37 protein-coding genes and 1 tRNA gene are annotated in these 26,246 nt (G+C 64.0%); 7 read left to right on the top strand and 31 right to left on the bottom strand.

Annotation, left to right across the window (positions count from 1 at the left end):
• Window positions 1–73: 73 nt before the first annotated feature.
• The 29 genes from FHS94_RS14955 to rpsL form a co-directional block, all read right to left on the bottom strand.
• Window positions 74–721: an adenylate kinase gene (locus tag FHS94_RS14955; protein WP_184059286.1), complete on the bottom strand. Its 648-nt coding sequence runs from the start codon at window positions 719–721 to the stop codon at window positions 74–76.
• Window positions 722–766: 45 nt separating this feature from the next.
• Window positions 767–2,131: a preprotein translocase subunit SecY gene (gene secY, locus FHS94_RS14950; RefSeq protein ID WP_184059285.1), complete on the bottom strand. Its 1,365-nt coding sequence runs from the start codon at window positions 2,129–2,131 to the stop codon at window positions 767–769.
• A gap of 191 nt (window positions 2,132–2,322) precedes the next feature.
• Window positions 2,323–2,853 carry a 50S ribosomal protein L15 gene (gene rplO / locus FHS94_RS14945; protein WP_184059388.1) on the bottom strand — a complete coding sequence of 177 codons (531 nt, stop codon included), beginning with the start codon at window positions 2,851–2,853 and terminating at the stop codon, window positions 2,323–2,325.
• 106 nt (window positions 2,854–2,959) lie between these two features.
• The gene (locus FHS94_RS14940) at window positions 2,960–3,199 is read right to left on the bottom strand and encodes a hypothetical protein (RefSeq protein ID WP_184059283.1); all 240 of its coding nucleotides are present in this window, start codon (window positions 3,197–3,199) and stop codon (window positions 2,960–2,962) included.
• Complete coding sequence (locus tag FHS94_RS14935) at window positions 3,196–4,188, bottom strand: acyltransferase family protein (RefSeq protein WP_184059281.1); 993 nt, start codon at window positions 4,186–4,188, stop codon at window positions 3,196–3,198. Before FHS94_RS14935 ends, FHS94_RS14940 begins: the two co-directional genes overlap by 4 nt.
• Before the next feature lie 150 nt (window positions 4,189–4,338).
• Window positions 4,339–4,518, bottom strand: a complete 180-nt coding sequence (rpmD, locus tag FHS94_RS14930) for a 50S ribosomal protein L30 (RefSeq protein ID WP_184059280.1) — start codon at window positions 4,516–4,518, stop codon at window positions 4,339–4,341.
• 5 nt (window positions 4,519–4,523) lie between these two features.
• The gene (rpsE, locus tag FHS94_RS14925; protein WP_246348641.1) at window positions 4,524–5,330 is read right to left on the bottom strand and encodes a 30S ribosomal protein S5; all 807 of its coding nucleotides are present in this window, start codon (window positions 5,328–5,330) and stop codon (window positions 4,524–4,526) included.
• Window positions 5,331–5,333: 3 nt separating this feature from the next.
• Window positions 5,334–5,684: a 50S ribosomal protein L18 gene (gene rplR, locus FHS94_RS14920; RefSeq protein ID WP_184059278.1), complete on the bottom strand. Its 351-nt coding sequence runs from the start codon at window positions 5,682–5,684 to the stop codon at window positions 5,334–5,336.
• Window positions 5,684–6,217 (bottom strand): 50S ribosomal protein L6, encoded by a 534-nt coding sequence (rplF, locus tag FHS94_RS14915; RefSeq protein WP_184059276.1) that lies wholly within the window; start codon window positions 6,215–6,217, stop codon window positions 5,684–5,686. The genes rplR and rplF overlap by 1 nt, the downstream gene beginning before the upstream one ends.
• Window positions 6,217–6,612, bottom strand: a complete 396-nt coding sequence (gene rpsH / locus FHS94_RS14910; RefSeq protein WP_184059274.1) for a 30S ribosomal protein S8 — start codon at window positions 6,610–6,612, stop codon at window positions 6,217–6,219. Before rpsH ends, rplF begins: the two co-directional genes overlap by 1 nt.
• An 11-nt stretch (window positions 6,613–6,623) precedes the next feature.
• Window positions 6,624–6,929 (bottom strand): 30S ribosomal protein S14, encoded by a 306-nt coding sequence (rpsN, locus tag FHS94_RS14905; protein WP_184059272.1) that lies wholly within the window; start codon window positions 6,927–6,929, stop codon window positions 6,624–6,626.
• A gap of 27 nt (window positions 6,930–6,956) precedes the next feature.
• Window positions 6,957–7,547 carry a 50S ribosomal protein L5 gene (rplE, locus tag FHS94_RS14900; protein ID WP_184059270.1) on the bottom strand — a complete coding sequence of 197 codons (591 nt, stop codon included), beginning with the start codon at window positions 7,545–7,547 and terminating at the stop codon, window positions 6,957–6,959.
• Window positions 7,540–7,857 carry a 50S ribosomal protein L24 gene (gene rplX / locus FHS94_RS14895; protein ID WP_184059268.1) on the bottom strand — a complete coding sequence of 106 codons (318 nt, stop codon included), beginning with the start codon at window positions 7,855–7,857 and terminating at the stop codon, window positions 7,540–7,542. Before rplX ends, rplE begins: the two co-directional genes overlap by 8 nt.
• Window positions 7,857–8,225, bottom strand: a complete 369-nt coding sequence (rplN, locus tag FHS94_RS14890; protein WP_184059266.1) for a 50S ribosomal protein L14 — start codon at window positions 8,223–8,225, stop codon at window positions 7,857–7,859. The genes rplX and rplN overlap by 1 nt, the downstream gene beginning before the upstream one ends.
• 202 nt (window positions 8,226–8,427) lie before the next feature.
• A complete protein-coding gene (gene rpsQ / locus FHS94_RS14885; RefSeq protein WP_184059264.1) occupies window positions 8,428–8,700 on the bottom strand; it encodes a 30S ribosomal protein S17 in 273 nt (90 codons plus the stop codon).
• Between the two features lie 13 nt (window positions 8,701–8,713).
• Window positions 8,714–8,914, bottom strand: a complete 201-nt coding sequence (gene rpmC / locus FHS94_RS14880; protein ID WP_184059262.1) for a 50S ribosomal protein L29 — start codon at window positions 8,912–8,914, stop codon at window positions 8,714–8,716.
• A gap of 1 nt (window position 8,915) precedes the next feature.
• A complete protein-coding gene (rplP, locus tag FHS94_RS14875) occupies window positions 8,916–9,350 on the bottom strand; it encodes a 50S ribosomal protein L16 (protein ID WP_184059260.1) in 435 nt (144 codons plus the stop codon).
• Window positions 9,351–9,362: 12 nt separating this feature from the next.
• Complete coding sequence (gene rpsC, locus FHS94_RS14870; RefSeq protein WP_184059258.1) at window positions 9,363–10,070, bottom strand: 30S ribosomal protein S3; 708 nt, start codon at window positions 10,068–10,070, stop codon at window positions 9,363–9,365.
• Window positions 10,070–10,447 carry a 50S ribosomal protein L22 gene (rplV, locus tag FHS94_RS14865; RefSeq protein WP_184059256.1) on the bottom strand — a complete coding sequence of 126 codons (378 nt, stop codon included), beginning with the start codon at window positions 10,445–10,447 and terminating at the stop codon, window positions 10,070–10,072. The genes rpsC and rplV overlap by 1 nt, the downstream gene beginning before the upstream one ends.
• Window positions 10,447–10,722, bottom strand: a complete 276-nt coding sequence (rpsS, locus tag FHS94_RS14860) for a 30S ribosomal protein S19 (protein WP_184059254.1) — start codon at window positions 10,720–10,722, stop codon at window positions 10,447–10,449. Before rpsS ends, rplV begins: the two co-directional genes overlap by 1 nt.
• The gene (gene rplB / locus FHS94_RS14855) at window positions 10,723–11,562 is read right to left on the bottom strand and encodes a 50S ribosomal protein L2 (RefSeq protein WP_184059252.1); all 840 of its coding nucleotides are present in this window, start codon (window positions 11,560–11,562) and stop codon (window positions 10,723–10,725) included. It lies immediately after the preceding gene.
• A 1-nt stretch (window position 11,563) separates the two neighbouring features.
• The gene (locus tag FHS94_RS14850) at window positions 11,564–11,878 is read right to left on the bottom strand and encodes a 50S ribosomal protein L23 (RefSeq protein WP_184059250.1); all 315 of its coding nucleotides are present in this window, start codon (window positions 11,876–11,878) and stop codon (window positions 11,564–11,566) included.
• A complete protein-coding gene (rplD, locus tag FHS94_RS14845) occupies window positions 11,871–12,485 on the bottom strand; it encodes a 50S ribosomal protein L4 (protein WP_184059248.1) in 615 nt (204 codons plus the stop codon). The genes FHS94_RS14850 and rplD overlap by 8 nt, the downstream gene beginning before the upstream one ends.
• Window positions 12,486–13,220 carry a 50S ribosomal protein L3 gene (gene rplC, locus FHS94_RS14840; RefSeq protein ID WP_184059246.1) on the bottom strand — a complete coding sequence of 245 codons (735 nt, stop codon included), beginning with the start codon at window positions 13,218–13,220 and terminating at the stop codon, window positions 12,486–12,488. It lies immediately after the preceding gene.
• Between the two features lie 245 nt (window positions 13,221–13,465).
• Window positions 13,466–13,774 carry a 30S ribosomal protein S10 gene (gene rpsJ, locus FHS94_RS14835; protein ID WP_033921125.1) on the bottom strand — a complete coding sequence of 103 codons (309 nt, stop codon included), beginning with the start codon at window positions 13,772–13,774 and terminating at the stop codon, window positions 13,466–13,468.
• 262 nt (window positions 13,775–14,036) lie between these two features.
• A complete protein-coding gene (gene tuf / locus FHS94_RS14830; RefSeq protein ID WP_184059244.1) occupies window positions 14,037–15,230 on the bottom strand; it encodes an elongation factor Tu in 1,194 nt (397 codons plus the stop codon).
• Window positions 15,231–15,332: 102 nt separating this feature from the next.
• Window positions 15,333–17,429 carry an elongation factor G gene (gene fusA / locus FHS94_RS14825; RefSeq protein ID WP_184059242.1) on the bottom strand — a complete coding sequence of 699 codons (2,097 nt, stop codon included), beginning with the start codon at window positions 17,427–17,429 and terminating at the stop codon, window positions 15,333–15,335.
• A gap of 84 nt (window positions 17,430–17,513) precedes the next feature.
• Complete coding sequence (gene rpsG / locus FHS94_RS14820; RefSeq protein ID WP_184059240.1) at window positions 17,514–17,984, bottom strand: 30S ribosomal protein S7; 471 nt, start codon at window positions 17,982–17,984, stop codon at window positions 17,514–17,516.
• A 44-nt stretch (window positions 17,985–18,028) separates the two neighbouring features.
• A complete protein-coding gene (gene rpsL / locus FHS94_RS14815) occupies window positions 18,029–18,400 on the bottom strand; it encodes a 30S ribosomal protein S12 (protein WP_184059238.1) in 372 nt (123 codons plus the stop codon).
• Between the two features lie 289 nt (window positions 18,401–18,689).
• On the opposite strand from rpsL, the gene FHS94_RS14810 reads away from it, so the two are divergent.
• From FHS94_RS14810 to nusG, 3 genes are all read left to right on the top strand, one after another.
• Window positions 18,690–18,766, top strand: a tRNA-Trp gene (locus FHS94_RS14810).
• A gap of 227 nt (window positions 18,767–18,993) precedes the next feature.
• The gene (secE, locus tag FHS94_RS14805; protein WP_184059236.1) at window positions 18,994–19,191 is read left to right on the top strand and encodes a preprotein translocase subunit SecE; all 198 of its coding nucleotides are present in this window, start codon (window positions 18,994–18,996) and stop codon (window positions 19,189–19,191) included.
• A 13-nt stretch (window positions 19,192–19,204) separates the two neighbouring features.
• Window positions 19,205–19,741: a transcription termination/antitermination protein NusG gene (gene nusG / locus FHS94_RS14800; protein WP_184059234.1), complete on the top strand. Its 537-nt coding sequence runs from the start codon at window positions 19,205–19,207 to the stop codon at window positions 19,739–19,741.
• A gap of 56 nt (window positions 19,742–19,797) precedes the next feature.
• Here nusG and FHS94_RS14795 read toward each other — a convergent pair whose 3' ends face one another.
• The gene (locus FHS94_RS14795; RefSeq protein ID WP_221234791.1) at window positions 19,798–21,276 is read right to left on the bottom strand and encodes a glycosyltransferase family 39 protein; all 1,479 of its coding nucleotides are present in this window, start codon (window positions 21,274–21,276) and stop codon (window positions 19,798–19,800) included.
• Window positions 21,277–21,362: 86 nt separating this feature from the next.
• Window positions 21,363–22,514: a glycosyltransferase gene (locus tag FHS94_RS14790; RefSeq protein ID WP_184059230.1), complete on the bottom strand. Its 1,152-nt coding sequence runs from the start codon at window positions 22,512–22,514 to the stop codon at window positions 21,363–21,365.
• Between the two features lie 239 nt (window positions 22,515–22,753).
• Between FHS94_RS14790 and rplK the strand changes: the two genes are divergently transcribed.
• The 4 genes from rplK (at window position 22,754) to FHS94_RS14770 (ending at window position 26,199) form a co-directional block, all read left to right on the top strand.
• The gene (rplK, locus tag FHS94_RS14785; RefSeq protein WP_184059228.1) at window positions 22,754–23,185 is read left to right on the top strand and encodes a 50S ribosomal protein L11; all 432 of its coding nucleotides are present in this window, start codon (window positions 22,754–22,756) and stop codon (window positions 23,183–23,185) included.
• A gap of 4 nt (window positions 23,186–23,189) precedes the next feature.
• Window positions 23,190–23,882 carry a 50S ribosomal protein L1 gene (rplA, locus tag FHS94_RS14780; RefSeq protein ID WP_184059226.1) on the top strand — a complete coding sequence of 231 codons (693 nt, stop codon included), beginning with the start codon at window positions 23,190–23,192 and terminating at the stop codon, window positions 23,880–23,882.
• 179 nt (window positions 23,883–24,061) lie between these two features.
• Entirely contained in the window at window positions 24,062–25,747 is a 1,686-nt protein-coding gene (locus FHS94_RS14775; RefSeq protein ID WP_184059224.1) for a DEAD/DEAH box helicase, read from the top strand.
• The gene (locus FHS94_RS14770; RefSeq protein ID WP_184059221.1) at window positions 25,744–26,199 is read left to right on the top strand and encodes a YaiI/YqxD family protein; all 456 of its coding nucleotides are present in this window, start codon (window positions 25,744–25,746) and stop codon (window positions 26,197–26,199) included. Before FHS94_RS14775 ends, FHS94_RS14770 begins: the two co-directional genes overlap by 4 nt.
• Window positions 26,200–26,246: the final 47 nt, after the last annotated feature.

The raw sequence follows: 26,246 nt of genomic DNA, 5'->3' as shown, positions 1-26,246 counted from the left end.
AGGCATACGACAACGGGCCCGGTGACATACCGAGCCCGCCAGCGTCTGCTTCGATTGTCAGGGTTGCCGGGTGTCAGCGGCTCAACACATCCTCGATGGCCGCTGCTACCTGGTCCATGTCTGCCATGCCGTCGACCCGGGAAACCAACCCACGCTCCTCATAGAAGGGCAGGATCGGCGCAGTCTCACCACGATAGACTTCCATGCGGGTTCGCACGGTTTCCTCGTTGTCGTCAGGCCGGCGCTTGAACTCGGTGGAGCCGCACACGTCGCACACGCCAGCGACCTGGGGCTGCTTGAAGCGCTCATGATATCCCGTGCCGCACTTCGCGCAAGTGTAGCGGCCGCACACGCGCTCGATCAACGCGGCCTCGTCCACCTCCAGCTCGATCACATGGTCGAGCTGGCGACCCCGCTCGGCCAGTAGCAGCTCCAGCGCTTCGGCCTGGGCGACCGTACGCGGGAAGCCATCAAAGATGGCGCCCGTGCCCTCGTCCATGGAGTCGAGTCGCTCGCCGATCAACGCGGAGACAATCGCGTCTGAGACAAGCTCGCCAGCGGCCATGATCGCCTTGACCTGCAACCCGACGGGAGTGCCCGCGTCACGTGCCGCCCGCAGCATGTCCCCCGTGGACAGCTGCACCATGCCGCGCTCGGCGACCAGCCGCTGCGCTTGCGTACCCTTGCCCGCGCCCGGCGGTCCCAGCAGGATGATGTTCACGCGAACGCGCTCCCCTCGTTCGTTTTACAGATCCGGCTGCACGCTTCAGCGAGCGCGCCCACCCTTCAACTTCGCCTTCTTGATCAGGTCGCCATATTGCTGCGCCAGCAAGTGCGACTGGATCTGCGTCACCGTGTCCATCGTCACGTTCACGACGATCAGCAAGCTGGTGCCGCCAAGGTAGAACGGGATCGACAGCGCCGATACCAGGTATTCCGGCAACAGGCAGATGATCGTCAGATACGCCGCGCCGATCACCGTGATGCGGGTCAGCACGTAATCAAAATATGTCTCGGTGTTCTTGCCGGGACGGATGCCGGGGATGAAGCCGCCATAGCGCTTCAGGTTGTCCGCAGTCTCCTCCGGGTTGAACACCACGGCCGTGTAGAAGAACGAGAAGAAAATGATCCCCGCCGCATACAGCGCCATGTACACCGGGCTGCCGTGCTGGAGATACTGGTTGAGAGTGATGATGAAGTCACCCCAACGGCTCTCACCCGCCACCCGCTGGCCGGCGAACTGACTGATCGTCAGCGGCATCAGCAGCAGCGACGACGCGAAGATCGGAGGGATCACGCCCGCGGTGTTGAGCTTCAGCGGCAAGTGGCTGCGATCGGCCTGCATGCCGCGCTGTGTCGCGCGCTTGGGATATTGGATCAGGATGCGTCGCTGCGCCCGCTCCATGAAGCAGATGAACAGCACCAGCGCGACCACCGCGATGACGATGCCGATCAGGCGGACAGGGTCGATCGATCCGGTACGCCCGCCTTCCAGCAGGTTGACGAGCGTCGTGGGCAGGTGGGCGACGATGCCCGCCATGATGATCAACGACACGCCGTTCCCGATACCGCGGCTGGTGATCTGCTCACCCAGCCACATCAGGAACATGGTTCCGCCGATCAGCGAGATCACCGCCGCGATTCGAAAGGTGAAACCGGGCTCGATTACCGCCTGGATGCCCGAGTTCGCGCCCAGCGTCTCAAGGCCAACGGCGATGAAGTACCCCTGAATCGCGGTCAGCAGCACCGTCCCATAGCGGGTGTACTGGTTCAGCCGCTTGCGGCCACTCTCACCTTCCTTCTTGATCGCGGCAAGCTGAGGGCTGAGCGATGTCGCCAGTTGCACCACGATCGACGCCGTGATGTAGGGCATGACACCCAGTGCGATCAGGCTCATGCGGGACAGCGAACCGCCCGAGAAGGTGTTGAAGAAATCGAGCACGCCACCACTCGTCCGCTGGCTCAGCAGCCCCAGCGCGGTCGGGTCGACGCCCGGCAGCGGCACATAGGACAACAGGCGGAAGACGATCAGAACGCCGATCGTGAACCACAGACGCTTCTTGAGGTCGGTCGCCTGCGAAAACTTCGCCAGGCTGATGCTTTGCGCCATCTGGTCGGCTGCGGATGCCATCGTGTGTGCGTGTCCTGGAAACAAAAGCGGCGGGATGCGTTTGAACCGCCCCGCCGCTCATATAGGCGCACATGGCGCCTTGTCTAACCCGGGCGATACCTTCCAACTCTTCGCAGCTGCCCTCTAAGGCGCCTTTGGCCCGAACACGCCCGAAAAGGCGTGTTCGGGGCAGCAGCGAAGAAGGTGGCGGATCAGCCCTGGCGAGCGGCCAGACGCTCTGCGCGGACCTTGCCCTTCTTGGCCGCTGCCTTGTCGGCCGGCGAGACGAACTCGATCACGTTGACCGAGCCGCCAGCCTTCTCGACCGCCTCACGCGCCGACGACGACACGCCAGCCACGGTGAGGGTCAGCGCCGCGGTCAGCTCACCCTTCCCGAGCAGACGTACACCGTCCTTGCCGCCGCGGGCCAGGCCAGCAGCCTTCAGCGCAGCGTGGTCCAGCTCCGTCCCGGTCAGCTTGCCGGAGTCGATCGCCTTCTGGATCGCGCCCAGGTTCACCTCGGCATAGTCCTTGGCGAAGATGTTGTTGAAGCCGCGCTTCGGCAGACGCATGTGGAGCGGCATCTGACCGCCCTCAAAGCCCGCGATGGACACGCCCTCACGGCTCTTCTGGCCCTTCTGGCCACGTCCGCCGGTCTTGCCCTTGCCGGAACCGATGCCACGGCCGACGCGCATCTTGGACTTGCGGGCACCGGCATTGTCGCGGAGGTCGTTGAGATTCATGATAGGCACTCGCTTTCGCTTTTGTCGCGCTGATTGAAATGGAAGCGGGGCGCATAGCCGCGGCATCTCCATTTGTCACGGAAAGTTTGCCCGAAAGATAGGGCTCCTAGCGCTTCCCTCCCGCCCCGGCGGTTACCGCCTCCGCTCCTGGTGCAGCACGCCACGGCATCAGCACTGCCCATATGCGCGCCATCTGCTCGTCCGAAGGGACGCGACCACCGACAAGCGCAGCGAGAAGCCAGGGCGCGACACGCCGCAGGACGGCAAGGCCGACCACGCCCGCCGCCAGTGCAAAGAACGGCGTCGCCACGAAGAACAGGAAATAAGACGCCGTTGCGTACCTCACGTGCGCAACCTGCGCCGCGATCCAGGCAACTCCAAGGCTGATCGGGTGCGAGCAGAAGACAAAAAGATGACCGGCTCGAACGCGCCGACCCTCGAAGCCGCGCGACTGCCGCTTACCCGGTCCGCAATCGTCCAGAACAGCAACGCGCCGCCAAGCCGGCCAACGACGTCGCTGAGGTGCTGCAGGTACTCCCACGCCGAGCCCGCTCCCGCCAGCAGATATGAGCCGGAGGCGCCGGCCAGCATCAGACTTATGGCCACAGACACGGCAATCGTCCCCTGCCCCTGCCCACGCACCGCTCTCATCGGCAAACGATCCGCTGACATGGCCCCGATGCCGACCAGCAAGCCCAGAAAGAAGAACAGCGGGATCGCATTGTTGAGAAAAAGCTTCCCGTCGATGCCGAACACGGCATTTCCAAGCAGCAGCAGCCCCGTCACCATGGTCGCGTGACGGGCGCCGAACATGAGAGGCACAATCAGCAGGTTGAACACGAACACGTCACGTAGGAAGTAAGTGGGAGTTAGTGCCGGGTTCCCGTCCAGCGCCAGGAGCAAATGCGGCATATCGGACAGTGCCGGAAGCTCATGTCCGCCAGACTCAGCAAAGTTCTTTGCGAGCGCAATCAGGTTCCACAGCAGCAGCGGGATGATCAGCGTGCGGACCTTCTTGCGGAGATTGACTGACCAGGTCTTGCTCTGCCCCAGCCGGACAACAAGCAGGCCAGAGAAGATGCTGAGCAGCGCCACGCTGGTACGGCCCGCCAACTCACGCCAGATCCAGTAAAGACCGTCAGCTGAGATCAAATCCGCCGGCGCGCCACGTGCATAAGGCGGAGTGTGCACGTAAACGAGCGCAAGAATGCACAGCACACGAGCAATTCGCATCGTTTGTGAGGTGGAGGGCGACAGTGCAGGAACACTTTGCCGAGCGTTGCTCTTCTCAACCAGTGCTGCCGCACCAATAGCCGGGATGTTGATAGCGGGCATTCCAATCTACAAGCTACAGCTACGATTTGTTCGCAGGCTTGCGACCAATTGATCTCGTACCTTTTCACATGATCATAAACGCTGCAAAAGAAATCGGCGGCCGCCCCTTGGGACGACCGCCGACCGAATGTCTCGAATGGCAAGCGGGACTTAGCCCTCCTGCACCTCGACCATGTGCTGCACCTTGCGGATCATACCGCGCACTTCAGGGCTGTCCTGAAGCTCGCTGACCCGATGCATCTTGTTCAGGCCGAGCCCGACCAGCGTCGCGCGCTGGTCCTTGGTACGGCGGATGGGCGAACCCGTCTGCTTGATCTTGATCGTCGCCATTGTGCTTACTCCACGACGGCCGCAGCATCCGCCTCGGCGGACTGCTGAGTGGCGTTCTGACCACGACCGAGGAGGTCGGCGATCTTCTTGCCGCGGCGCTGTGCCACTGCCTTCGGGCTGGTCTGGTCACCCAGGGCCTCAAAGGTCGCGCGGATCATGTTGTACGGGTTGGAAGTGCCGACCGACTTGGTCACCACGTCCGCCACGCCCAGGCTTTCGAAGATGGCGCGCATCGGGCCACCCGCGATGATGCCGGTGCCCTGCGGCGCCGAACGAACCGTCACGCGGCCGGCACCGAAGTGGCCGTTCGCATCATGGTGCAACGTCCGACCCTCGCGCAGCGGAACGCGGATCATAGCCTTCTTGGCTGCTGCGGTCGCCTTGGAGATCGCCTCAGGCACTTCGCGCGCCTTGCCGTGACCAAAGCCGACCCGGCCCTTGCCGTCGCCGACGACAACGAGCGCTGCAAAGCCGAAGCGCTTGCCGCCCTTCACCGTCTTGGAGACACGGTTGATGTGGACGAGCTTTTCGATCAGCTCTTCGCCACCGTCATCGGCGCCGCCCGGACCACCACGACCGCGCTGATCGCGACCACCACGGCCGCCATCACGCCCGCCGCGCTGACCACCCGGACCGCCGCGACCACGACCACCGCCGCCACCGCCGCCAGGACCGCCACGACCGCGACCACCGCCGCCCTGACCCTGATAACCGCCACCAGCATTGCCGGTGTTAGCGCCGGCATCACCGGCGGGAGCCTCAACCGCGGCAGGATTGCCGGGCTGCGACTGGATATCGTTGGTATCGGCCATTTATTAGAACTCCAGACCGGCTTCGCGAGCCGCCTCGGCCAGCGCCTTGACGCGACCGTGATAAAGGAAGCCACCGCGATCGAACACGACCTGGGTCACGCCGGCAGCCTTGGCTGCCTCCGCGACGCGCCGGCCAACCTCGGTTGCGGCGGCTACATTCGCCGTCGCACCGTCGTGGCCAGCCAGCGTCGAGGCCGCAGCGACCGTGCGGCCTGCTGCGTCGTCGATCACCTGGGCATAAATGTGCTTGCCCGACCGATGCACCGACAACCGAGGACGGGTGCCGGCGCGCGCGCGGAGCGCGGTACGATTGCGCCGACGGCGCTTCTCGAACAGGGAAAGACCCTTGGTCATTACTTCTTCTTCCCTTCCTTGCGGAAGATGAACTCGCCGTCGTACTTGATACCCTTGCCCTTGTACGGCTCGGGCTTCCGCCACTGGCGGATGACGGCAGCCAGCTGGCCCACCTTCTGCTTGTCGGCGCCGGTGATCTCAACCGTGGTAGGATCCGGGGTCTTCACCTCGATGCCCTCGGGCACGTCGATGTTGACGTCATGGCTGTAGCCGAGCTGAAGCTTCAGGTTCTTGCCCTGCGCCGCGGCACGATAGCCAACGCCCGTGATCACCAGCTTCTTGGAAAAGCCTTCGGTCACGCCGGTTACCAGGTTCTGCACCAACGTGCGCTGCATTCCCCAAAAGGCTTGAGCGCGCTTGGTGTCGTTCGCCGGCTGAACCGAGATGCCGTCCGACTGGACGTCGTAAGTTACAAGGTCGGCCATCTTGAGGTTCAGGGTGCCCTTGGGACCCTTCACGCTCAGATTGCCGTCCTGCACGGTGGCGGTCACCCCCGCGGGGATCGGAACCGCCTTTTTACCGATGCGGCTCATCAGAATACCTCCGCCAGCACTTCGCCACCGACGTTCTGCTCGCGCGCCTCGGCATCCGAGAGCACGCCACGCGGCGTCGATACGATGGTGATGCCCAGGCCGTTCATGACCCGTGGCAGCTCCTGGCTGCCCGAGTAGACGCGGCGGCCCGGCTTCGAGACGCGCGCGACGTGCTTGATCGCCGGCTGGCCCTCGAAATACTTGAGCTCGATGCGGACGCCCTTGGCGGGCCCCATCTGCTCTTCGGCATAGCCACGGATGTAGCCCTCGCGCTGAAGCACATCGAGGACACGGACGCGCAGGTTGCTGGCGGGCGACAGGACGGAGTCCTTGCGCGCGCGCTGGCCGTTGCGGATGCGGGTGAGCAGGTCACCCAGGGGATCGGTCACTGCCATCTTGGGTGTCCTTACCAGCTCGACTTCGTGACACCGGGGATCAGGCCCTTGTTGGCCAGATCCCGCAGCATGACGCGGGCAAGACGGAACTTGCGGTAGTATGCACGCGGGCGACCCGTCAGCTCGCAACGATTGCGGATGCGGGTCGGGTTCGCGTTGCGGGGCAGCTCGGCCATCTTCAGGCGAGCGATCAGACGCTCCCCGTCATCAAGGCTCTGGTCGTTCGCGGTAGCCTTCAGCTTCGCGTACTTGCCCGCATACTGCTTGACGAGCTTCTTTCGACGCTCGTTCTTGTTGATGGAACTCAGTTTCGCCATGGACTTAAGCTCTCTTCTTCAGGTCCGTTACGCGGCCTGGCGCTGCTCGTCGGCAGCACCTTCGTCGCGGGGGAACGGGAAGCCGAACAGGCGAAGCAGCTCGCGCGCCTCGTCGTCCGTCTTCGCCGTGGTGGTGACGATGACGTCCATGCCGCGCACCTTGTCGATGCGGTCATAGTTGATCTCGGGGAAGATGATCTGCTCCTTGATGCCGCAGGCATAATTGCCACGGCCATCAAAGCTCTTGGGATTCAGACCACGGAAGTCGCGCACGCGCGGCAGAGCGATCGTGATGAAGCGGTCCAGGAACTCGTACATGCGCTCGCGACGCAACGTCACCTTGACGCCGATCGGCATGCCTTCACGCAGCTTGAACTGCGCGATCGACTTCTTGGCCTTGGTGATCACCGGCTTCTGGCCCGCGATCAGCTCCATCTCGGATGCAGCCTGCTCGACGCGCTTCTTGTCCTGGGTCGCCTCGCCGACGCCCATGTTGAGCACGATCTTCTCGATCCGGGGGATCTGGAGCGCGTTGGTGTAACCGAACTTCTCGGTCATGGCCTTGATGATGCGATCCTCATAGATCGCCTTCATGCGCGGCTTGTAAGCATCAGCCATTGATGGCCTCCCCGGTCTTGACAGCGACGCGAACCTTCTTGCCGTCCTGGGTCTCGAAGCGAACACGGGTCGGCTTGCCGTCCGCGGTGACGTGGGCGACCTTGGACACGTGAAGCGGAGCTTCAGTGCGGACCAGACCACCCTGCGGCTCTGCCTGTGTCGGCTTGCGGTGACGGGTCGCGATGTTCACGCCCTCTACCACTACCTTGCTGTCCTTGGGCAGCGCCTGGGTCACGGTGCCCGTCTTGCCCTTGTCCTTGCCGGACAGAACAACGACGCGATCACCCTTCTTGATCTTGGCGGCCGCCATTACAGCACCTCCGGCGCAAGGCTGATGATCTTCATGTGCTTCTTGCCACGCAGCTCGCGCACGACCGGGCCAAAGATACGGGTGCCGATCGGCTCCTCGTTCTTGTTGACCAGCACGGCAGCGTTGCTGTCGAAGCGAATGGTCGAACCATCCGCGCGGTGGATGTCCTTGGCGGTGCGCACGATCACGGCGCGATGAACGTCGCCCTTCTTCACGCGGCCGCGCGGCTGCGCTTCCTTGATCGACACCACGATGATGTCGCCAACCGATGCGGTACGACGCTTAGAGCCGCCCAACACCTTGATGCACTGCACCCGCTTCGCGCCGCTATTGTCAGCGACGTCGAGATTGGACTGCATCTGGATCATGGATCCGATTCCTTCTCTCGCTTGGGGTGGATACCGACCCAGCCCCGACTAAAACAAAACCCCGGCGCGAGCGAACTCGCGTCGGGGAGCGGCGCCTTTACCCGCTTCACGAATGAAGCGCAAGCGCCACCCAACTTCTTGCCCAGGTCAGCCTTGCGGCCCCTGGCGCCCTGCCCTCCCGCTTTCGCAGGAGGACCAGGCCTTAGGCGTCGACGTCGACCCGCTCGGGAGCGGCAGCCGCCCCGACGCGATCGAGAACCCGCCAGTTCTTCAGCTTGCTCATCGGCGCGGTCTCTTCGATCCGCACCGTCTCGCCAGCCTTGTACTCGTTCGCCTCGTCATGGGCGTGGTACTTTTTGGAACGACGGATGATCTTGCCGTAGAGCGCGTGCTTCACCTTGCGCTCGACGTTCACCACCACGGTCTTGTCGCCCTTGTCGGATACGATCAGACCGGTCAGCACGCGCTTGGGCATGTGCTGCTACTCCTTACTTGCCAGCCGCAGCGGAGCGCTGCGTCTGCAGGGTCTTGATGCGGGCGATGTCCTTGCGGACCTCCGCCACGCGGCTCGGCTTCTCGAGCTGGCTGGTCGCCGCCTGGAAGCGCAGGTTGAACTGCTCGCGCTTCAGCTGACCCAGGCTCTCGGTGAGCTGGTCGTCGCTCTGGCCGTTGAAATCAGTCTTCGCCATGTCACTCGCCTCCCAGGTGCGAGGTGTCGCCGAGGCGAGCCACGACCTTGGTCTTGATCGGCAGCTTCATCGCGGCGCGCTCAAACGCCTCGGCTGCCAGCTTGCCATCAATGCCGTCCACCTCGAAGAGGATCCGGCCCGGCTTGACACGGGCGACCCAGAACTCAGGCGCGCCCTTGCCCGAGCCCATGCGGACTTCGGCAGGCTTGGACGAGACGGGCACGTCCGGGAAGATGCGGATCCACAAGCGGCCCTGACGGCGCATGTGGCGGGTGATCGCACGGCGAGCCGCCTCGATCTGGCGGGCGGTGATCCGCTCCGGCTCCATGGCCTTCAGGCCATAGGCGCCGAAGTTCAGCTCGGTACCGCCGGGCGCTTTGCCCGAGATGCGGCCCTTGAACGCCTTGCGGAACTTGGTGCGCTTTGGTTGCAGCACGTCTCTTACTCCTTAGCGGCGGTCATCGCGCGCCGGACGGACTCCGGAGGTCTGAGCCTCCATCATCAGCCGGTCGGTCGCCATCGGGTCGTGACCCAGGATCTCGCCCTTGAACACCCAGACCTTCACGCCGCACACGCCATAGGACGTATGAGCTTCAGCCTCGGCATAGTCGATGTTCGCGCGCAGGGTGTGCAGCGGAACGCGGCCCTCACGATAGCTCTCGGCGCGCGCGATCTCCGCGCCGCCCAGACGGCCACCGCACGCGACGCGAATGCCCTCGGCACCCAGGCGAAGCGCCGACTGCACCGCGCGCTTCATGGCGCGACGGAACGCGATACGGCGCTCCAGCTGGTCGGCGATCGACTGCGCGACCAGGCGGGCGTCCACCTCGGGCTTGCGGATCTCGACGATGTTCAGCGACACGTCGCTCGTGGTCATCGCGCCCAGCGTCTTGCGGAGCTTCTCGATGTCCGAGCCCTTCTTGCCGATGATCACGCCAGGGCGCGCGGCAAATACGGAGATGCGGCACAGCTTGGCCGGACGCTCGATCACCACCTTGGAGATCGCCGCCTGCGGCAGCGTCTTCATGATGTACTGGCGGATCTTCAGATCCTCCAGCAGCAGGCGACCATAGTCGGCGCCCTCAGCGAACCAGCGGCTGTCCCAGGTGCGGTTGATCTGCAGGCGCAGACCGATGGGATTGGATTTCTGACCCATTAGGCTTCTTCCTGCTCGCGCACGACAATCCGGAGGCGCGAAAACGGCTTCAGGATGCGGGTGGACTTGCCGCGGCCGCGCGTTGCGAACCGCTTCATGGTGATCGACTTGCCGACCGAGGCCTCGGCGACGACGAGAGCGTCGACGTCGAGATTGTGGTTGTTCTCGGCATTGGCGATGGCCGAAGCCAGCACCTTGCGCGCGTCAACCGCCATGCCCTTGGGCGAGAACTGCAGGATGTTCAGCGCATCGCTGGCCTTCTTGCCGCGGATCAGCGCCGCAACCAGGTTCAGCTTCTGCGCGGATCCGCGGATCTGCGTGCCGACGGACAAGGCTTCCTTGTCACCGACCTTGCGGGGGGATGCAGGCTTGCTCATCAGCGCTTGCCCTTCTTGTCAGCAGCGTGACCCGGGAAGTAGCGCGTCGGCGCAAACTCACCCAGCTTCATGCCGACCATGTCCTCATTGACCGACACCGGCACGAACTTCTTGCCGTTGTAGACCGTGAACGTCAGGCCAACGAACTGCGGCAGGATGGTGGAACGACGCGACCAGGTCTTGATCGGCGCACGGCCACCCGCGTCCTGCGCGGCCTCGGCCTTCTTGAGCAGGCTCAGTTCGACGAACGGGCCCTTCCAGACTGAACGAGCCATTTAGCCCTTCCTCTTGGTCGAATGACGCGACCGGATGATCATCTTGTCGGTCGACTTGTTGTGACGGGTGCGCGCACCCTTGGTCGGCTTGCCCCACGGGGTAACCGGGTGACGGCCGCCCGAGGTACGGCCTTCACCACCGCCGTGCGGGTGGTCGACCGGGTTCTTCGCGACGCCGCGGGTCAGCGGGCGCTTGCCCATCCAGCGGCTGCGACCAGCCTTGCCGAGGTTCTGGTTCTGGTTGTCCGGGTTCGACACCGCACCCACCGTCGCCATGCACTCGCCATGGATGTAGCGCTGCTCGCCCGAGTTCAGGCGAACAATGACCATGCCCCGATCACGGCCCACAACCTGCACATAGGTGCCGGCCGACCGTGCGATCTGACCGCCCTTGCCCGGCTTCATCTCCACATTGTGGACAATGGTGCCGACCGGCATCTGGCCCAGCTCCATGGCATTGCCCGGCTTCACGTCGGTCTTGCGGCCCGCGATCACCTTGTCACCGGCAGCCAGACGCTGCGGCGCGATGATGTAGGACTGCTCTCCGTCGCCATAGCTGACCAGCGCAATGAACGCGGTGCGATTGGGATCATATTCGAGCCGCTCAACCGTGCCCTCGACGTCCCACTTGCGGCGGGTGAAGTCGATGAAACGATACTTCTGCTTGTGGCCGCCCGCGATGCCGCGGCTGGTCACATGGCCCTTGTTGTTCCGGCCACCCGTCTTGTTCTTGCCCTCGGTGAGCGCCTTGACCGGCTTGCCCTTGTAGAGCGACGACTTGTCGACAAGGATCAGGCCGCGAACGCCGGGGCTCGTCGGATTATATTGCTTGAGCGCCATTTCAGCGCACCCCCTCGGTGATGTCGATCGACTGGCCAGCGGCCAGGGTAACGATCGCCTTCTTCACGTCCGACTTGGTGTAGGGCACGCCCTTCCACCGCTTGGTCTTGCCCTTCTGCACGATCGTGTTCACGCCGGTGACGGACACGCCGAACAGGGCCTCAACCGCCGCCTTGATCTGCGGCTTGGTCGCGGTCTGGGCGACCCTGAACACAACGGCGTTCTGATCGGAGATCAGCGTCGCCTTCTCGGTGATGTGCGGCGCAACGATCACGTCGTAATGACGGACGTCCACCGCGGTCTGCGGCTTAGCCATTGAAGCGCGCCTCCAGCTGCTCGACCGCAGCGCGGGTCAGCACCAGCGTGTCGGCCTTGATGATGTCATACACGTTGGCGCCCACTGCTGGCAGCAGGTTCACGCCCGGCAGGTTGCGACCTGCGCGGAAGCCCTCGCCCGCCTGGCCGTCGATGACCAGGGTACGCTTGCCAGCGTTCAGGCCAGCGAAGTGGCCCTGAAGCTCCTTGGTCTTGGCAACCTCGAAACCGTCCAGGATGATCAGCGAACCAGCCTTGGCATGGCTCGACAGAGCCATCTTCAGGCCGAGCTGACGCACCTTCTTGTTCAGCGACGGGTTGAAGTCACGAACGCGAGCGCCGTGAGCCTTACCACCGCCGACGAAGACGGGGGCGCGACGATCGCCGTGACGAGCGACGCCGCCGCCCTTCTGGCGACCAAGCTTCTTGCCCGTGCGCGCAACGTCCGAACGCTCGCGAGTGCCGCGTGCGGTCGCACGACGCTTCTCGAGCTGCCAGGTGACCACGCGATGCAGGATGTCGGCGCGCGGTTCGAGGCCGAAGACCTCATCCGCCAGCTCGATCTCCGTGCCCGCGCCACCGGCGAAGGATTGAACCGTGACCTGCACTTATGCCTCCTGACCGTCGGTCGCGTCGGCGACAGGCGCCTCGACGGTGTTGTTATTCGCAGCGACCTTCAGCCCGGCGGGCTTGGGCGCTTCGGCATGGGCCGGAACCTTGACGGCGTCCTTGACGAACAGCCAGCCACCCTTGGATCCGGGCACGGACCCCTTCACGAAGATCAGGCCGCGCTCGGCGTCGGTGCCCACGATCTCCAGATTCTGCTGGGTGCGATACTTGTCACCCATGTGGCCGGCCATCTTCTTGTTCTTGAAGACGCGGCCTGGATCCTGGCGCTGACCCGTCGAACCAAGCGAACGGTGCGAGACCGAGACGCCGTGGGTCGCGCGCAGGCCGCCGAAGTTCCAGCGCTTCATGCCGCCGGCAAAGCCCTTGCCCTGCGTCCGGCCCTGGATGTCGACGAGCTGGCCGGCAACGAAGTGCTCGGCCGAAATCTCGGCGCCCACGTCCAGCAGGTTGTCCTCGGAAACCCGGAACTCCGCCAGGATCGCCTTGGGCTCCACCTCGGCCTTGCCGAACTGGCCACGCTGCGGCTTGGCAACGTTCTTCGCCTTGGCGCTGCCTGCGCCAAGCTGCACGGCGGTGTAACCATCAACTGTCATTTCGCGGCGGGCGACAACCTGAAGCGCCTCAAGCTGCAGAACGGTGACCGGCACGTGGCGGCCGTCGTCCTGAAACAGGCGGGTCATGCCCATCTTCTTCGCGATCACGCCGGTACGCATGATCCATTCTCCTTGACAGAGGCACCCACGGGCCCATCCCGCAGGTGCTTGCGAACCGGGCCTCTCGACCCAGCTCATCCAACCCGGATTGTGTACCTTGCGCCCCGCCCCGGGCTGGTTGCTCTTTCAGCGCTAGCTGCAAGAACGTGGCGGGAGACGCAGCCCGGAAACCTAGGTCGCCGGCGGTATCTCAGAATGCCGTAGCGTCGCGGGACCGATGGTCTACCACGACGCGAGCCGGCGCCTTACGCGAGCTTGATCTCGACGTCAACGCCTGCGGCCAGGTCGAGCTTCATGAGCGCGTCCACTGTCTGTGGGGTCGGCTGCACGATGTCGAGCAGGCGCTTGTAGGTGCGGGTCTCGAACTGCTCGCGCGACTTCTTGTCGATGTGCGGACCGCGGTTAACGGTGAACTTATCGATGTGGGTCGGGAGCGGGATCGGGCCGCGAATCAACGCGCCCGTCCGGCGAGCGGTGTCGGCGATGTCGCCGGCCGCCTGGTCGAGCACGCGATGGTCGAACGCCTTGAGGCGGATGCGGATGTTGTTGTCCATAATCCCTACCGGTTCATGCTGCCACGCCCTCGGCCACTTCCCGAAACCATGCGGCCCGGGCTCGTGCCGCAGGCAGGATGCCGGCGGGATGAGATCCGGGTCAGGAGCGACCCGGAAAGCGGAGAAAGAGCGCTACTCTTTGTTCTCGTGAGGGGGGCCGCATAACGGGCCCCTCACTAAAAGGCAACCGCCCGACACACCATTCGGCGCATCGGGCGGCTCCTTTTTTCCCAACGTCGTGCGGCCGAAGCCGCGCGGCGTCTTACTTGCTGATGGCCGACACCACGCCCGCGCCGACGGTACGACCGCCCTCACGGATGGTGAAACGCTGGCCGACGTCCATGGCGATCGGAGCGATCAGCTTGATGCCGAGAGCAACGTTGTCGCCCGGCATCACCATCTCGGTGCCCTCAGGCAGCTCGACGGTGCCGGTCACGTCCGTGGTACGGAAGTAGAACTGCGGACGATAGTTACCGAAGAACGGGGTGTGACGACCGCCCTCTTCCTTCGACAGCACGTACACTTCCGAGTTGAAGTCGGTGTGCGGCTTGATCGAGCCCGGCTTGCAGAGAACCTGACCACGCTCGACTTCGTCGCGTGCAACGCCACGGATCAGCGCGCCGACGTTGTCGCCAGCCTGGCCCTGGTCGAGCAGCTTGCGGAACATCTCAACGCCGGTGACGGTGGTCTTGCGAACGGTCGGGTGAATACCGACGATCTCGACTTCCTCACCCACCTTTACGATGCCGGTCTCAACGCGGCCGGTCACCACGGTGCCACGACCCGAGATCGAGAACACGTCTTCGATCGGCATCATGAACGGCTTGTCGAGCGGACGCTCCGGCTGCGGGATGTACTCGTCAACCGCTGCCATCAGCTTCAGCACGGCGTCCTGGCCGAGCGTCTTGTCGCTGCCGTCAAGCGCCTTCACGGCCGAACCCTGGATGACGGGGATGTCGTCGCCCGGGAACTCGTACGAGGAAAGCAGCTCGCGAATCTCGAGCTCGACGAGCTCCAGGATCTCTGCGTCGTCGACCAGGTCGACTTTGTTCATGAACACGACCATCGCCGGCACGCCAACCTGACGGGCGAGCAGGATGTGCTCGCGGGTCTGCGGCATCGGTCCATCGGTTGCCGACACGACCAGGATCGCGCCGTCCATCTGGGCAGCGCCGGTGATCATGTTCTTAACATAGTCGGCGTGGCCGGGGCAGTCGACGTGCGCGTAGTGGCGATTCGTCGTCTCGTACTCGACGTGGGCCGTCGAGATGGTGATGCCACGCTCGCGCTCTTCGGGAGCCTTGTCGATGTTGGCGAAGTCAACGGCGGTACCGCCGGTGGTTTCAGCCAGCACCTTCGTGATCGCTGCGGTGAGCGACGTCTTACCATGGTCAACGTGACCGATGGTGCCGATGTTGAGATGCGGCTTGGTCCGCTCGAATTTAGCCTTGGCCATTTTTTCCTACCTTCAGGGGTTTGGTTCCGGATTCGCTACGGAGCCGCGCCGGACGCGGCCCCATAACGACAGTTTCAGTATAATGCCAGCCCGGCGGATGCCTTATGCCAGCTTCGCCTTGACCTCGTCCGCGACGTTCTGCGGAACTTCGTCATAGTGCGAGAACTGCATCGAGTACTGCGCACGACCCTGGGTGAACGAGCGGAGCGCGTTTACATAACCAAACATGTTGGCCAGCGGCACCATCGCTTCCACCGTCTGCGCGTTGCCGCGCGTATCGGTGCCCTGGATCTGGCCACGACGGCTGTTCATGTCGCCGATCACGTCGCCCAGATAGTCTTCCGGGGTCACGACTTCGACCTTCATGACCGGCTCGAGCAGCGTGATGCCCGACTTCTGAGCCGCTTCGCGCATGGCGCCGCGAGCACAGATTTCGAACGCCAGCGCCGACGAGTCGACGTCGTGGTAGGCGCCGTCATACAGCAGGACTTCGAAGTCGATGATCGGGAAACCGACCAGCGAACCGGTTTCCGCCGTCTCGCGGAAGCCCTTCTCGATCGCGGGGATATATTCCTTTGGAATGTTACCGCCCTTGATCTCGTCCTTGAACACGAAGCCGCTGCCGCGCTCGCCCGGCGACAGCTTCACCTTGACGCGGCCGAACTGGCCGGTGCCGCCCGACTGCTTCTTGTGCGTATAGTCGATGTCGACCGGCTTCTTGAGGTACTCGCGGTAAGCCACCTGCGGCGCGCCGACGTTCGCCTCGACCTTGAACTCGCGCTTCATGCGGTCGACCAGGATCTCGAGGTGGAGCTCGCCCATCCCCTTGATGATGGTCTGGCCGGATTCGGCATCCGACGAGACGCGGAATGACGGATCCTCGCGAGCGAGACGATTGAGCGCCACGCCCATCTTCTCCTGGTCGGCCTTGGTCTTCGGCTCCACCGACAGCTCGATCACCGGCTCCGGGAACTCCATACGCTCAAGGATGATCGGGGCGTTCTGTGCGCAGAGCGTATCCCCGGTCGTGGTGTCCTTGAGGCCTGCGAGCGCGACGATGTCGCCTGCGAACGCTTCCTGGATGTCCTCACGGCTGTTCGCATGCATCAGCAGCATGCGACCGACCTTTTCCTTCTTGTCCTTGACCGAGTTGGTGACCTGCGACGCAGTTTCCAGCTTGCCCGAATAGATGCGGGCAAAGGTCAGGGTGCCGACGAACGGGTCGTTCATGATCTTGAACGCCAGCGCCGCGAACGGCTCGGTGTCCGACGACGGACGCTCATCCGGCGTCTCGCCGTCGAGCTTGACGCCCTTGATGGCGGGAACGTCGAGCGGGCTCGGCAGGTAATCGACCACGGCGTCGAGCAGGGGCTGCACGCCCTTGTTCTTGAACGCCGAACCACAAACGATCGGAACGAACGCCATTTCAAGCGTGCCCTTGCGGATCAGCTTCTTGAGGTCAGCGACGCTCGGCTCGTTGCCCTCGAGATACGCTTCCATCAGCGCATCGTCCTGCTCGACCGCCATCTCGATCAGCTCGCTGCGATACTTCGCAGCCTTCTCGACCATATCGTCCGGGATCGGCTGGTATTCGAACTTAGCGCCGAGGCTTTCTTCGAGCCAAATGATCGCACGGTTGTTCACCAGGTCGACTAGGCCCTTGAAGCCGCCCTCGATGCCGATCGGCAGATACAGGACCGCCGGACGCGCGCCGAGACGCTCGATGATCGAGTTCACGCAGAAGTAGAAGTCTGCGCCCGTGCGATCCAGCTTGTTGACGAAGCACATCCGCGGCACGCCATACTTGTCGGCCTGGCGCCACACGGTTTCGGACTGCGGCTCCACGCCGGCAACGCCGTCGAAGCACGCAACCGCGCCGTCGAGCACGCGCAGCGAACGCTCGACCTCGATCGTGAAGTCGACGTGGCCGGGCGTGTCGATGATGTTGATGCGGTGCTCGGCACCCTTGCCCTCGTCGGCCGACCAGAAGCAGGTCGTCGCGGCGGACGTGATCGTGATCCCGCGCTCCTGCTCCTGCTCCATCCAGTCCATGGTCGCGGTGCCCTCATGGACCTCGCCGATCTTGTAGGACTTGCCGGTGTAATAGAGGATGCGCTCGGTCGTGGTCGTCTTGCCGGCGTCGATATGCGCCATGATGCCGATGTTGCGATAGCGCTCGAGCGGATGGCTGCGGGCCATGATCGTAGTTTCCTTGGCAATGTGGGGAGCCGGCACAGAGCCAACTCCCCACGAGATAAGTTAGATTGGGGCCGTTTCCAGAGCCTACCAGCGGTAGTGCGAGAAAGCCCGGTTCGCTTCCGCCATGCGGTGCGTGTCTTCGCGCTTCTTCACCGCATTGCCGCGGTTGTTGCTCGCGTCCAGCAGTTCGCCCGACAGACGAGCTGCCATGGTGTTCTCGGACCGCGAACGCGCCGCGGTGATAAGCCAGCGAATCGCCAGCGCCTGGGCACGCTCGGGACGAACCTCGACCGGCACCTGGTAGGTGGCGCCGCCGACGCGACGGCTGCGGACCTCGATGCCTGGCTTTATGTTGTTGAGCGCGTCATGGAACACGCCCAGCGGATCGCGCTTGGCACGGGTTTCAACCGTTTCGAGCGCGCCATAAACGATCAGCTCGGCAACGGACTTCTTGCCGTCATACATGACGGAGTTCATGAACTTGGAAAGCACCTCATCCCCGAACTTGGGATCAGGCAGGATTACCCGCTTTTCGGGACGACGACGACGAGCCATGGTGGCTACCTTTCAATCAGCTGTGGGAAGAGTACGGGCCGGGCTCACTTGGGCCGCTTGGCACCGTACTTGGACCGCGACTGCTTGCGGTTCTTGACGCCCTGCGTGTCGAGCACGCCGCGCAGCACATGGTAGCGCACGCCGGGAAGGTCGCGCACACGGCCGCCACGGATCAGCACAACCGAGTGCTCCTGAAGGTTGTGACCTTCGCCCGGGATATAGCTGATGACTTCACGGCTGTTGGTCAGGCGGACCTTGGCCACCTTACGCAGTGCCGAGTTCGGCTTCTTCGGGGTCGTCGTATAGACACGGGTGCAGACGCCGCGCTTTTGCGGGTTCTGCTCCATCGCAGGGACCTTGGACTTGGCCTTCTGCGGTTCGCGGCCCTTGCGGACCAGCTGGTTGATCGTCGGCATGAAGCCTTCACCTCTTAAGTGGGTTACTTTGCTGGAGCCTAACAAGCCTTGGAATACGAAAAGGACCATGCGGCGCACGCGCCCCGGCCCTTGATGCATCCAGCAATGTTCAAGCATGTCGTTCCAACCCGATTACGGGCCGTTGGACGGGCGCGCCTATACGGCTACGCTGGCGCCCGGTCAACATAGGGCAGGCTCTTCGTTCCGCGTCCGCCGCCGAAACCTGCCTTGGTTGCCGTGATCCACGCTTGATCCGGGATTGCGCGCCCGCTAAGGGCAGCCACCGCACAGGGGCGTAGCTCAGTTGGTTAGAGCGTCGGTCTCCAAAACCGAAGGCCCTCGGTTCGAATCCGAGCGCCCCTGCCATTCACGGCCGACCTGGCCTGCTCCAAATCCCAAAACGATCCGCTACCGGCAAGCTCGTCACTCGCGCGGCTAGCGACCCGGCTTGCGCCCGTGGCCGCCCCGCGCTACATCGGCTGTTCCATCCGACAGCGAGGACAGGTCTCGCCGTCTCTCCCCTGCGGAGGGCCGGCGGCGGACCCATGCCCCGAGGTCGGCGACGTAGATCCAGCGGGTGTGAGCACCGACACGTGGCCAAGACGACCCCTCTCGAATTCATCAACCAAGTCAAAGCCGAGACCCGCCGGGTCGTGTGGCCGACGTGGAAGGAAACCTGGCTGACCGGGCTGATGGTGGTGATCATGACCACCATCCTGGCGCTGTTCTTCCTGGGCGTGGACTCGATGTTCAACGCGATCGTCACCGCCCTGCTCAAGCTCGCGCAATAAAGGACCGATCACCATGGCGCGCTGGTACATCATCCACGCCTATTCCGGCTTTGAGGGCAAGGTTCGCGACGCGATCATGTCTGAAGCGACCCGCCTCGGCCTCGACCAGCTGGTTGAGCAGATCGAGGTGCCGACCGAGACCGTGACCGAAGCGCGTCGCGGCAAGAAGATCGCTGTCGAGCGCAAGTTCATGCCCGGCTATGTGCTGGCCAAGCTCGACATGAACGACCAGGTCTACCACCTCGTCAAGAACACGCCAAAGGTGACCGGCTTCCTTGGCGCGATGGGCAAGCCGCAGGCGATCAGCGAGTTCGAAGCCGCCCGCATGCTCCAGTCCAAGGAAGAGACCGCCGCTGCCCCCAAGCAGAAGGTCAAGGTCGACTACGAGATCGGCGATGCGGTCAAGGTGCTCGAGGGCCCCTTCGCCAGCTTCAACGGCACGGTGGAAGAGCTCGACTTCGACAAGTCCAAGGTCAAGGTGTCCGTCAGCATCTTCGGCCGCGCGACTCCGGTGGAGCTGGACTTCGAACAGGTCGAACGCTCGAAGTAACATGTTTCAGGTGTCTGCCGCCTTGTCCTGGGTGCGGCAGACCCTTTCCCGAGCGTTTATGGAGCGGCGGACATTATCTGCCGTTCCCGGGCGTTGGGGCCAGCGGGGCTACCGGCCTTGGCGAAATCTTCCGCGGTGAACGGTCCGGAAAGCGGATGGCTCGTTCGGCTGACCGCGCTGGGATGGCCAAGCAGCCGCTCCGAAGCATCATAAGTGAGGTTACGGAACGCGAAAAGCTTCGTTGTCCGATCCACGGTTTTCGGCACTGCTTCCCAGGCGATCATCGAACCAGCCAGGCCCCGCGCCCAACGATCCGCGCGGTAATTCACCGCACGAATGGCTAGGATCGGCACCGGGCAGGTTGCGAGGTTCGGGAACGTCACGCGACAGGCCTGTTCAGCTGCCAGCTTCATCGACTCCCCCTCGACCACCATTGCACCGTCTGGCACGGTCGCGAGCGAACGGAACGCCAAGCGCCAGTCTCCGTCGTGCGGCAGCATGAACGAACCACGCGCTGTGTAGGTGTTGGCCGTGAGCAGAACGGCCAGCGACGTTAACGCGCCCAGGCGCAGTCCGGTCGAGCGGAACGACGCCACTCCCATTCCCGCGAGCAGTAGCGGGAAGATCATCGGCCACATGATCGTAAGCTGGGTGAGAACGGGTTTCGCCGACCCGACGATCATCAAGGTCCCGAAGCTGAGCACCCCGAGAAGCGTCAGCAGCCGCGTTTCAGGCTCTCGCCAGTTTCGCGCAACTCCGATTGCCGCGAGCAGAGTGACCGCGAGATATCCAATGCGCGCCACCCAATCCCCCGACCGGGTCAGAAGCGACTCCGTCCTGAACATCCAAAGCATTTCGCGAACAGGCCGTGGCTTGATCCAGCCAAGATTATCGTTTGTGACCAGAACCTGCTGGACCGTGATCCACAGCCACCATCCTGACACCACCAAGATGATCGCATTGGCGGCGAACAACACTAGCAGCAATCTGGCCCGGTCTTGAAAGAAGCGGCGCCAATATAACAGCACCATGCTTAACGTGGCGACCAGCGGCCAGATGAACATTGTGGTGTGCGTGTAGATCGCCAGCAACGACCCTAGAACATACAGAGCAACGGCACTGGACGTCGTTCGACGCGTGGCATGATCGTCACGGATTAGCAGCAGCAACCCAAGCGTCGCCAGCGCCACGCCACCAAGACTGAAAATGTACCCTCGGGCATAGTCGCTCAGGAAAATGTGCTGAGCCGACAAGGCAGTGATCACCGCCACTGCAACCGCCGCGCGCTCGCCATGAGCTCGCAAAGCGATCACGATTAGAACGACCATGCTCGCCATACCCGCCAGTGTGGGCAGCGCCCGGATAGCGCCTAACGAGTGGCCGAACAGAGCCACCCACCCCTTCAGCAACGTGTAGAAAAGAGGTGGGTTCGTCTCTCGCAGCATCCAGTCGCTCCAGAGACGGGAGACTGGCTGCTCGGCGAAGAAGAGCGACGCAAGCTCATCGAATACAAGCGAGTGATCGCCGACGACCACGCGTAGGATCAACGCCAGTATGAACGCTGCAGCGATAGCAGCGAACGCCGGCCTCGAGATGCTCCGCAGAGACGCTGCTGGCAGGATCATGACGTCGCCGTCCTGCGACGCTTGTGCTGCCCCCAGACTATGCTGCTTGCCGCGCCGAAGTTGAACACCGCGCCCATCAGCGCGCCGAGAATACCGGCGGCCGTCCAGCTATGCGTCCGTTGGATGGCGAGCTCGGCGACGCCGACATTGGCGAGTGCGCCGATGCTGCAGATCAGCATGAACAGAACGAGTCCCCGAATGAACTTCCAACCGACCAGGCGACGGTCCCGATAGGTGAACTCGTTATTGACGACGTAGTTGAAGACCATGGCAGTAAAGGTCGCCAGCACCTGCGCATCCAGGAAGCCGAGGTTCGCCTTGGCGCCGGTCAGCAGGATACACAGGTGGATCAGCAGGCCGAGTCCGCCCACGCCCACGAATAGTACGAAGCGTGGCGGGATCCATCCGCGGGTGACCTTGTCGATGAGCAGAAAGGCGAACTCCGCCAGCACCATCATGCTGATCTTGCTCTCGCCCTCCGCTCGTGAGCGAAACTGGTAGGGCTCCTCCAGCACCTTGAGCGGACGGTCGGCGGAGGTGAGCAGGTCGATGAGGATCTTGTAGCCCTGCTGCGACAGGCCATAGAGCGTCGACACGAACACGGACCGGCGGATCACGAAGAAGCCGCTCACGGGGTCGGTTGTCTGATTGCCGACCAGCCGTCGGCTGAGCGTGTTCGCGAAGTTGCTCATCTTCGCACGGGTCGCGTTCCAATCGCCAATCCCACCCTCCCCGGCATAGCGGGTGCCGACGACCACGTCGGCCTCCTCCTCGATCAGGCGATGGTACATGACCGGTAGTTTCGTTTCGTCATGCTGGAAATCCGCGTCCATCACGGCGATCACCTCGCCATTGGCGGCCAGGACTCCTTCGGTCACGGCGGAGGAAGGGCCACGCCGGCCAACCCGTCGCAGGCACCGCAGCCTTGGTTCGGACTGCGCGATTCGCAGAACCTCGTCATAGGTACCGTCGCGACTATCGTCATCGACGACGATCATCTCCCACGGCACCGAGCCGAGCACGCTACGGACCGCCGCAACCAGAGGCGCAATGTTCGCGAACTCGTTATAGGTAGGAACAATAACCGATAGTCGCGGCGCGTTCTGGTGCCGCTCCTCGACTTGGAGCGGCTTGAACAAAGTCGCCATGCTTCAACTCCCCCCGTAATACTACGCAAGAAAAGCCGCTGGCGCGCATCATGGTCAAGACGTTTTTGAGCCGCTTCGCACCATTCTTGCGCCCGGGTACGCGCGGGCTCGAACGCGGTTGTCGGACAGCCTGTTTTCCGCTATGGGCGCCCCCTTCCAGCGTCAAAGCGTCGGAAACTTGTGCGGGAGGGCGCCGGAACGCGCCCGCTTGGACCGCTAAACTCGTGAAAGAGTGACACATGGCAAAGAAGATTACAGGTTATATCAAGCTGCAGGTGCCTGCGGGCTCCGCCAACCCCTCGCCGCCGATCGGCCCGGCGCTGGGTCAGCGCGGCGTCAACATCATGGAATTCTGCAAGGCGTTCAACGCGCAGACCGGCGATCAGGCAAAGGGCACGCCCCTGCCCACCGTGATCACCGTTTACGCGGACCGTTCCTTTTCGTTCGAGACCAAGACGCCACCGGCGACCTACCTGCTGAAGCAGGCAGCGAACCTGAAGTCGGGCTCCAAGGAGCCGGGCAAGGTGAGCGCGGGTCAGATCAAGCGCTCCGCGCTGTCGGAGATCGCCCAGGCCAAGATGAAGGACCTGAACGCGAACGACATCGACGCCGCAACGAAGATCATTGAAGGTTCGGCCCGCGCAATGGGCCTCCAAGTGGTGGAGGGCTGATTCCATGGCCAAGCTGACCAAGAAGCAGAAGGCAGTCTCGATCAATCCCGAGCACCTGCACGGCATCGACGAGGCGATCAACCTCGCCAAGACCAACGCCACCAGCAAGTTCGACGAGACCATTGAGATCGCGATGAACCTGGGCGTTGACCCGCGTCACGCCGACCAGATGGTCCGCGGCGTGGTGAACCTGCCCAAGGGCACCGGCAAGACCGTGCGTGTCGGCGTGTTCGCGCGCGGCGCCAAGGCTGACGAAGCTCGTGAAGCCGGAGCCGACGTGGTCGGTGCCGAAGACCTGATGCAGACCATCCAGGACGGCAACATCGACTTTGACCGCTGCATCGCGACGCCCGACATGATGGGCATCGTCGGTCGCCTGGGTAAGGTGCTGGGCCCCAAGGGCCTGATGCCGAACCCGAAGCTCGGCACCGTCACGATGAACGTTGCTCAGGCCGTCAAGGACGCCAAGAGCGGCCAGGTCGAGTATCGCGTTGAAAAGGCCGGCATCATTCACTCCGGAATCGGCAAGGCATCGTTCCCGGCCGAAGACCTGCGCGCGAACTTCGACGCACTGGTTGACGCGGTGGTGCGTGCCAAGCCGTCGGGCGCCAAGGGCAAGTATGTCCGCAAGATCGCGGTCAGCTCCACCATGGGCCCGGGCATCCGCGTTGACGTGGCAGAGGTTGCAGGTAGCTGATCCGCTTCCTAAGTTATTGATTAGGAGGGGCCGGGAGCGATCCCGGCCCCTTTCGTTTTGCCCCAACTTCCGCATTGATCATGCCCCTGCCGACGCGGGGGCCCAGGGTTACAGGCGCGGCGCTCGGGGCTTCCAGGCACCTGCTCAAGGCAGGCCTTCATCCTAGCATTGCGAGTTCCATGTCCTTTCCCCACCTCCCCGCTCCCCTTGCCGATGCGCTGACCGCGCGCGGCTATGAAACACTCACCCCCGTCCAGGCCGAGGTGACCGAGGCCAGCGCCGATGGCCGCGACCTGCTGGTGTCCGCCCAGACCGGGTCGGGCAAGACGGTTGCCTTTGGCCTTGCCATGGCTGGCGAGCTGATGGCCGACGGTGTCCTGCCCCCGCCCGCCCTTCCGCTGGCCCTTGTCATCGCCCCCACCCGCGAGCTCGCGTTGCAGGTCGCCAAGGAGCTTGCGTGGCTCTACGCTGCGGCCGGCGGCCGGATCGCGACCTGTGTTGGCGGCATGGACGCCAGCCGGGAACGACGGGCGCTCAATCAGGGCACGCATATCGTGGTCGGAACGCCGGGGCGCCTGAAGGACCACCTCGAACGTGGCGCGCTGGACCTCTCGGCGCTCCGTGTTGCCGTCCTCGACGAGGCGGACGAGATGCTCGACATGGGCTTCCGCGAGGATCTGGAAACTCTGCTCGACGCCAGCCCGGCGCAGCGGCGCACCCTGTTGTTCTCGGCCACCCTGCCCCGCCCGATCGTGCAGCTTGCCAAGGCATATCAGCGTGATGCGCTGCGTGTCTCGACGGTAGGTGAGGATCGCGGGCACGGCGACATCGCCTACCGCGCGGTGGCGGTGGCCCCGTCCGACATCGAACATGCGGTGATCAACCTGTTGCGCTTCTATGAAGCGGACACGGCCATGCTGTTCTGTGCCACCCGCGACAATGTGCGCCACCTCCATGCCAGCCTGGTGGAGCGCGGGTTCGCAGCGGTGGCGCTCTCGGGTGAGCACTCGCAGAACGAGCGCAATCACGCGCTCCAGGCGCTGCGTGACCGGCGCGCCCGCGTGTGCGTCGCGACGGACGTGGCAGCCCGCGGCATCGACCTTCCCACGCTGAGCCTAGTCGTTCACGTCGAAATGCCGCGCGATGCGGAGGTGCTGCAGCACCGGTCCGGCCGTACCGGTCGCGCGGGCCGCAAGGGCACGGCCGTGCTGATCGTGCCCTACCCGCGCCGCCGCCGGGTCGAGATGATGCTGCGAGGTGCGCGCATCCCGGCCGAGTGGATGCCGGTGCCTACGCCAGAGGCAATCCGGGCGCAGGATCGCGAGCGGCTGTTGTCGCAGCTGCTGGCACCCGTTGAGATCGAGGAAGACGATCGCGCACTCGCGGCCGAGCTTCTGGCGCAGCGTTCGCCTGAGGACATTGCTGCCCTGCTGGTACGCGCCGGCCGGGCTGCCCTGCCCGCCCCTGAGGAACTGATCGACCGAGAGCCGGCCGCCCGTTCGGAGCATCGTCCAGGGTTCGACGACGTGGCGTGGTTCCGCATGAACATCGGCCGGCGCCAGAACGCCGACCCGCGCTGGATCCTGCCGCTGATCTGCCGCCGCGGTCACGTCACCAAGACGGAGGTCGGCGCGATCCGCATCGGACCGAGTGAAACCCAGTTCGCGGTACCGCGGGCGCTGGCCGCTCGCTTTGCCCAGGCAGTCGCCAAGACGGCCGATCCGTCCGGCGAGGACGAGAGCGGCGTGCGGATTGAAGCGGTCCAGGGCGCACCCGCACCCGCCGCTCCGGCCCAACGTCGCGGCCCGGCACCGCAGCGGCATCAGGCGCGTCCCACGCGGCCGGGTCAACAGGGTCGGCGTTGAACGGAGCCGAGCGCCGCATCCTGGTCGATGCGGACGCCTGTCCTGTAAAGGATGAGGTATATCGGGTGGCGTGGCGGGTCGGCGTGCCGGTCACGGTGGTCAGCAACCAGCACCTGCGCGTCCCTGACCACCCGCAGGTGAAGCGGGTCGTCGTCGGCTCCGGCTTCGATGCTGCGGATGACTGGATCGCGGAAGCTTCAGGCCCCGGTGCGGTCGTGATCACTGCCGACATCCTGTTGGCGGATCGCTGCCTGAAAGCGGGGGCCGATGTCCTCGCGCCGACCGGCAAGCCGTTCACGACCAGCTCGATCGGGGCGGCGATCGCCACCCGCGCGATCATGGCGGACCTGCGCGCTGGCGGCGAACAGATCGGCGGGCCGGCGCCCTTCAGCAAGGCCGACCGGTCCCGCTTCCTGACCGCGCTGGATGCAGTGTTGACCCGCCGCTGCTAGGAACGACGAGTCTGTCGGAACCAGGACCCGGCGATCCTTTCATTTTC

It is taken from the genome of Sphingomonas aerophila, from assembly GCF_014199305.1.
In the GTDB taxonomy this organism is placed as follows: Bacteria; Pseudomonadota; Alphaproteobacteria; order Sphingomonadales; family Sphingomonadaceae; genus Sphingomonas; species Sphingomonas aerophila.
The sequence above is the reverse complement of the archived record's forward strand: the minus strand, read 5'-3'. Positions and strand labels throughout refer to the sequence as shown.